This is a genomic window from Rhodococcus sp. p52 (assembly GCF_000763325.2).
In the GTDB taxonomy this organism is placed as follows: Bacteria; Actinomycetota; Actinomycetes; order Mycobacteriales; family Mycobacteriaceae; genus Rhodococcus; species Rhodococcus pyridinivorans.
Window position 1 is genome coordinate 99,407 of record NZ_CP016819.1, and the last position, 7,908, is coordinate 107,314.

The following is a 7,908-nucleotide window of genomic DNA, read 5'->3' on the forward strand; positions in this document are numbered from 1 at the left end:
CTCACTCGACTTCCCACGGCGAGCACGATCTTGGCTCCGTGCCCTCATTGGGCGGGTTCCCCATCCGTGTGCGCGTCCCCGAGCGTGCTCGGCCCCCGACAAGACCTCTGTGCAACACGGAACAGCTCTCCTTCCGGCCGTGGACGCCCCGAACGAACTCGGCCGGTAAGTAAAGTTACCTTTCCGCAATCATTCCTGCAGGACCCAGGGGGAACGCAGGTCGGAAAGTTTGCCGGCGAGACCGGCGGAGAGCTCCGCACCGTCGTGCGCAGGCCCGTCCGTGACGACGACCGCCACGAGGTCCTCGGTGTCGGGCAGAGCGGCGAGTTCGTCGGCCGGAACGAAGCCGTGGGTCACCCACTCCTCGTCGACGAGGATGCCCGGGTCATGGTCGGGACCGGCGGGAACGACGACGGCACCGGTGATCGCCGCGGCCAGGACGGCGAAGACCGTCCACTGGTCGAGGCGGGAACCGGCGAGAAGGACCCGCGACTCGTAGGTCAGATCGAGGTCCTTCCGGCCGCGCCGCAGCGCCGCGACGACCGCACCGTGGGTGAGATCGAGTTCACTCGTCCGGACGGCCGTGTCGTCGGGGCCGAGGACACCGGAACGGTCGGTGTACGCGATCGAGCGGGTCGGCTGCTCGGCGACGAGGGCGAGCGTCTCCGGATCGTCGACGAACGTCCCCGCGACCGACGACCGCAGATCGTCGCTGCGTGCGAGGGTGGTCAGCACGTGGTCGGCAGTGACCGTGGGGTCGACCGTGACGGCGGCTCCCGTCTTGACGGCGGCCCACACCGCAACGATCAGGTCGGGACCGACCGGAAGGTCGACGGCGACGGTGCGACCCGGACCCGCTCCGCGGGAGATGAGGTACCGGGCCCACTGCGACGACCGGCGCTCGACGTCGACGAAGCCGAGTTCGGTGTCGCCCACCACCACGGCGGGCGCCTCGGGATCGGACTCGACCGCGATCTGCAACTCCTGGACGACGGTCCGGTCGACCGTCTCGAGAGCGGTTTCCCGCACCGGAGCGGCGACCGGGGTGGTTGCCGCCTCGCGCTCGGTCTCGGTCCGGACCTCGATGTCGCCGACCACCGAACCGGGATCCGCGGCAACGGCGTCGAGGACCGTCACGAAGCGTTGCGCGAGTGCCTGCGCCGTCGTCTCGTCGAAGAGATCGACGGCGTAGGTGAGCGCGATCCGCATGCCGTCGTCGTCGGCGAGCGGCTCCACGGTCACCTGCAGGTCGAATTTCGCGGCGAGCACCCCCGAATCGAGTGCTTCCACCGTGAGCTCGGGCAGTTCGAGCCGGGCGGGTTCGAGGTTCTGGAACGAGAGCATCGTCTGAAAGACGGGATGACGTGCCGGCGACCGGGTGGCGACGACCTCGTCGACGATGCGCTCGAACGGGATGTCGGCGTGCGCGAACGCTTCGAGATCGGCGGTGCGTGCCTGTTCGAGAATGTCGGCGAAATGCGCGCCCGGATCGACGTCCGTGCGCAGGGCGAGTGTGTTCACGAACATGCCGACGATGTCGTCGAGCACCCGCGAGCCGCGTCCCGCGACGGCGGTTCCCACGACGACGTCCCGCGAACCGCTCATCCGCGCGAGCAGCACGGCGAGCGCGGCGTGGACGACCATGAACAACGACGCACGGTTCTCGGTCGCCAGCGCCTCGAGCCGCTGCCGGGTCGACGCGTCGACCTCGGTGAAGACCGTGGCCCCGCGCAGGCTCGGTACCGCGGGGCGCGGCCGGTCCGTGGGCAGGTCGAGCAGGTCCGGTACCCCGGCCAGCTGCTGCTTCCAGTAGGCGAGCTGCCTGCCCGCCGGCGAATCGGGGTTCTCGGCGTCGCCGAAGGTCTCCTGCTGCCACGCCGCGAAGTCCGCGTACTGCACCTCGAGCGGCGGGCGGTCGGGTCGCGAACCGGACAGCCGGGCGACGTAGGCCTCCATGAGGTCGCGGGCCAACGGCACGAGCGAGGCGCCGTCGGCCGAGATGTGGTGCACCACGAGCGCGAGGACATGATCGTCGGAGACGACCGAACCTGCACTACCGCCGGCGGAGATCGAGACGAGGCGACCGCGCACGGGTGGCTCGGAGGACACGTCGAATCCCTGCGAGGCGACCTCGACCACGGCCTCGAAAGCCTCCTGCTCGGAGGCCACGCGGACCACCTCGAGCGGCGGCATCGACTCCGCATCCAGGATCTTCTGGAACGGGCCCTGCTCGTCCTGCGTGTAGACGGTGCGCAACGTCTCGTGCCGCTCGACGACGTCGCGCACCGCCGCGGTCAGCGCATCGATGTCGAGTGCGCCCCGCAGCCGGATGGCGAGCGGGATGTTGTAGGTCGCGGAGCCCGGGTCGAGCTGGTTGAGCACCCACATGCGCTGCTGCGCGAGCGAGAGGGGGATGCGATCGGGACGCGGCCGTGCGACGAGCTCCGGCACGGCCCGATCGGACCCGCCGGCGTCGACGCGCGCCGCCAGACCCGCGACGGTGGGATCCTCGAACAGTTCGCGGATGGCCAGGCTCGCTCCGGTCGCCTCGTTGATGCGCGCGACGACCCGCGTCGCGACGAGGGAGTTACCGCCGAGGTCGAAGAACGAGTCGTCGGCGCCGACGCGTTCGATGCCCAGTACCTCGCTCCAGACCTGCGCGACGATCCGTTCGGATTCGGTGGCGGGTTCGCGGAAACGATCGGCGTCGATGTCGATGCGGGGCACGGGGAGAGCGCGACGGTCGAGCTTGCCGTTCACCGTGAGCGGGAGTTCGTCGAGCACGGTCACCACATCGGGAACCATGTACCCCGTGAGGAATTCGGACGCGTGCGCGCGCACCGCGGCCGCGTCGACGGTCTCACCGGTGCGGGCGACGACGTAACCGACGAGACGTTCGCCGAGTCCGTCGTCCCGGACCATGGCGACGGCCTGTGCGACACCCGGAGCCTGCAGCAGCTGCGACTCGATCTCGCCCAGTTCGATGCGGAAGCCGCGGAGCTGGACCTGCGAGTCGCTGCGACCCGCGTATTCGAGGATGCCTTCACCGTTCCACCGCGCGATGTCGCCGGTGCGGTAGAGGCGACCTCGACCGAAGGGGTTCGCGACGAAGCGCGCGACCGTCAGGTCGGGACGTCCGAGATATCCGCGGGATAGCTGGTCGCCGGAGATGTACAGCTCGCCCGGCACGCCGGCGGGCACGGGATGCAGGCGCCGGTCGAGGACGTAGGCGTCCAGTCCGGGAAGCGACCGTCCGATCGCGCTGGCGGCACCGGCCTTCGCGAGGGCGCGGTCGATGGGCTGGTACGACACGTGCACCGTGGTCTCGGTGATGCCGTACATGTTCACCAGTTGTGGGCCGGCGGGGTGACGATCGAACCAGTCCGCGAGCCGGGCGGGGTCGAGTGCCTCACCGCCGAAGACGACGTAGCGCAGCGCGAGCGGTGCTGTGTCGGCCGCGAGAGTGCGATCGGCCTCGTCGAACTGGTAGAACGCCGACGGCGTCTGGTTGAGCACCGTGACGCCCTCGCGGCGCACGAGCTGCGCGAACAGCTCGGGTGACCGGGAGGTGAGGTAGTCGACGACGACGAGCCGGCCCCCGTACAGCAGCGGTCCCCACAGCTCCCACACCGAGAAGTCGAAGGCGTAGGAGTGGAACAGCGTCCACACGTCGTCCGGGCCGAAGCCGAAGCGGGGTTCGGCGTTGGCGAAGAGGGTCAGCACGTTCCGGTGTGTGACGGCGACGCCCTTGGGGCGGCCGGTGGAACCGGAGGTGAAGATGACATACGCGAGATCGTCCGGCTGCGGCGATGCGATCCGGTCGGCGTCGGTGAGCGGATCGGCCGAGACCGAGGCGTCGTCTTGTGCGGCGACGACATCGAGCATCTCGATTCCGCTGCCGCGCAACGCCTCCGCTCCGGGCTCGTCTCCGAGTGCATCCGAGGTGAGGATCACGCGGGGCCGTGCCTGGTCGAGGATGTACCGCACACGGTCCTGCGGGTGAGCGGTGTCGATCGGCAGGTAGGCGCCGCCGGAGAGCACGACCGCGGTGAGAGCGACCACGAGGTTCTCGGTCCGCGGCAGGGCCACCGCGACGAGAGTGCCCGGTCCGACGCCTGCGCCGACGAGCCGGCGTGCGATCCGGTTCGCGCGGGCACCGAGTTCGGCGTACGTGAGGGTCGTCTCCCCGTGAGTCACCGCGGCATTCGCGGTGTGGGTGCGGACGGCCGCGTCGAAACGCGCAGACAGCGTGGCCGGTTCGACGACCGGGACGGATTCGCCGAGCGTGTTCCACTCGGTAAGGATGCGGTCGAGCTCATCGTCGGTGACGAGCGGCACGTCGCCGACCGGGATGCGCGGATCGGTGGTGACCGCCTCGAGGATCCGCGAGAACCGTTCTGCGACAGCGGCGACGGTCTGCGGGTCGAACAGTTCGGTGGCGTAGTTGAATTCCACCACGAGACCGGAGGGATCGCCGGCGGCGTCGACGACATCCGCGACGGTGACCTGCAGGTCGAACTTGGCGACCTGCGCGTCGAAGTCGATACCGGAGACGGTCAGCTCGGGCAGTTCCAGCTGCGAGACCGGCATGTTCTGGAAGGTGAGCATCACCTGGAAGAGTGGGTGGCGCGCCTGCGAACGAGGTGGATCGAGCACCTCGACGAGCCGCTCGAACGGCACGTCGGCGTGGGTGAACGCCTCGAGGTCGGTCGTGCGCACCGAGTCGAGGAAGTCGCCGAAGGACGCTTGGGGTTCGACGGGTGTACGCAGCACCAGGGTGTTGACGAACATGCCCACCAGATCGTCGAGCGCGGCGTCGCCACGGCCGGCGACGGGAGTACCGATGGTGATGTCGTCGTTACCGCCGAGCCGGGCGAGAAGCACGGCGAGCGCGGCGTGGACGACCATGAATTCCGTTGCGCCGCTGCGGCGGGCGAGATCGGCGATCGCTGCGCGGACCCGCTCGTCGAGGGTGAGGCGGTGCGAGGCACCCCGATAGCTCGCGACGGCCGGCCGGGGACGATCGGACGGCAGCGTCGCCTCTTCGGGCAGATCCGCGAGGGTCCGCGTCCAGAGGTCCGTCTCGCGCGCCATGAGCGACTCGGGGTCGGACTCCTCGCCGAGGACCTCGCGCTGCCAGAGTGTGTAGTCCGCGTACTGCACCTCGAGCGGTGCCCATCCGGGTTCCCCGCCCGCGACACGCGCGGCGTAGGCCGTCACCACGTCGCGGGTCAGCGGCCCCATCGAGTAGCCGTCGGCGGAGATGTGGTGCACCACGACGACGAGCACGTGCTCGTCCGGGGCCACGGCGAACAGGCGCACTCGGATCGGAACCTGTTGCGTCACATCGAAGCCGGTAGTGACCGCTTCGGCGACCCGGGCCGGGACCTCGTCGGCCCCGACGGTCTCGGGACGGACCTCGACGACCGCGTCCGCGGCGGGCAGCACCTGCTGGTAGCCGACACCGTCGATCTCGGGGTAGACGGTGCGGAGCGATTCGTGACGTTCCACCACGTCGGAGACTGCTGCCTGCAGCGCATCGACGTCCAGACGTCCCGAAAGACGAATGGCCACAGGGATATTGTTCACGGCGGAATGCGGTTCGAGCCGGTTGAGGAACCACATGCGTTGCTGCGCCAACGACAACGGCACCCGATCCGGACGCTGCCGCGCCGCCAACACCACACTCCCGACCCGGCACCGGCGGTGTCGGTGTCGAGACGGGCCGCCAACTCCTGCACCGACGACGCCTCGAACACCACCGGCACCGCCACCCGATACCCCAACCGCGCCGACAACCGCGCCACCAACCGCGTCGCCGCCAACGAATTACCACCGAGATCGACGAACGAATCGTCCAACCCGACCCGCTCGACCCCCAGAACCTGCGCGACCTCCTCGGCCACCGCGATCTCCACCGGCGTCCGCGGCGCCCGATACTCGGCCACCTCGAACACCGGCGCCGGCAACGCCGCCCGATCGACCTTCCCCACCGGCGTGAGCGGCACCTCGTCGAGCACCGTCACCGACGACGGCACCATATAACCGGGCAACACCTCCCCCACCGACGCCCGCACCTGCGCCGGATCGAGCACCGCCCCCGCCTCGGGCACCACATACGACACCAACGCCGACTCCCCCGACGCCAACGCCGCCCCCACCGTCACCGCGAAACCGACCCCCGGCACCGACGACAACACCGCATCGATCTCCCCCAGCTCGATCCGGAACCCCCGGATCTTGACCTGGAAATCACTGCGCCCCACATACTCGAACACCCCATCGCCGCCGCGACGCACCAGATCCCCCGTCCGATACATCCGGCCACCCGGGGTGAACGGATCGGCCACGAACCGCGCCGCGGTCAACCCGAACCGACCGTGATAGCCCCGCGCCACCTGCGCCCCGGCCACATACAACTCACCGACCACACCCTCGGGCACCGGACGCAACCGCTCATCGAGCACGAACGCGCCCACCCCCGCGATCGCCGACCCGATCACCACCGGCGCATCGGGCACCAGCTCCGCCGACGAGGTCGCCAGAATCGTCGTCTCCGTCGGACCATAGGCATTGAAGAACCGCCGCCGACCCGGCACCGACCACCGCCGCACCAGATCCGGGGTGAACGACTCACCCGCCACGACCACCACACGCAGATCGTCCAAGCCCGCAGGATCCATCGACCCCAACGCACCCGGCGTCATGAACACATGCGACACCGACTGCGACGCAATCACATCCGCCAGATCCGGACCACCACCGACCCCCGCCGGCGCCACCACCACCGTCGCCCCCGCCGAGAACCCCACCCCCAACTCGAGCAACGACACATCGAAACTCGGCGAACACACATGCAACACCCGCGAGGAGCCATCGACCCCGAAATGCTCACGCTCGGCCGACATCACCCCACCGATACCGGCATGCGAAACCACCACACCCTTCGGCCGCCCCGTCGACCCCGAGGTATAGATCATCCACGCCGCATCCGACAGCTCGAGCGAACGCACCCGATCCGCATACGAAACCGGACGCGACGACAACTGCCCCACCCGCGCAGCCACCGACACCTCGTCGACCGCCACCACCGGCACCGACCCCGCCGCCTCGGCCACCACCTGCGCCACCGACGACACCGTCAACGCCAACACCGCACCCGAATCGGCCACCATGAACTGCACCCGCTCGGCCGGATAACCCGGATCCACCGGCACGAACGTCGCCCCCGACTTCGCCACCGCCCACAACACCACCACCGACTCGAGCGACCGCGGCACCGCCACCACCACCGCATCCCCCGGCCCCACCCCACGACCGATCAACCACCGCGCCCACCGCGACGACACCGCATCGAGCTCCCGATACGACAACGACCGAGAACCCTCCACCACCGCCACCGCATCACCGGCCGACTCCACCGCCGACACCAACAACTGCGGCAACAACACACCCCGACGACCACGGGCGCGCTCGCCGCGCGCCGGGCGCGCAGCGCGCTCGGGGCGTGAGCCACGTTCGGGGCGGGGTGCGCGCTCGGGCCGGGGCGCGCGTTCGGGACGGGGTGCACGTTCGGGGCGCGGTGCCCGGCTGCGGGCACCGTCCTGCGTCTCGCGAGGCTGCGTCTCCGAAGGGAAATCGGACGAAGAGGATGCGTTCACCGGAGAGGCCCCGTTCGAGCTGCCATCGTGTCGTGAACGCATGAAAAAGCCCATACCCTTCGCTTTCGATCCCAACGGCCGCGTCTGCGAACCGAGCAAGCATAGTCACCCGCCGGAGACGGGCGAACTTACTCGGTAGTAACCCCATGGGGTTCATCTCTCCGACCACTCCCGACGTTACCGGCGCATCCCGCGGGGACTCGTCCGCCGAGGTGGTGGGGCCACCCGAAGCGGCCCCACCACGTCG

The 7,908-nt window shown here is 69.6% G+C and carries 2 protein-coding genes; both read right to left on the minus strand.

Going from position 1 to position 7,908, the window contains the following annotated elements; all coding sequences use genetic code 11:
* Positions 1-189: 189 nt before the first annotated feature.
* On the minus strand, positions 190-5,625 hold the full coding sequence (locus tag IM25_RS00500; RefSeq protein ID WP_232333477.1) for a non-ribosomal peptide synthetase: 5,436 nt from the start codon (positions 5,623-5,625) through the stop codon (positions 190-192).
* A complete protein-coding gene (locus IM25_RS26615; protein WP_232333370.1) occupies positions 5,586-7,661 on the minus strand; it encodes a non-ribosomal peptide synthetase in 2,076 nt (691 codons plus the stop codon). The genes IM25_RS00500 and IM25_RS26615 overlap by 40 nt, the downstream gene beginning before the upstream one ends.
* Positions 7,662-7,908: the final 247 nt, after the last annotated feature.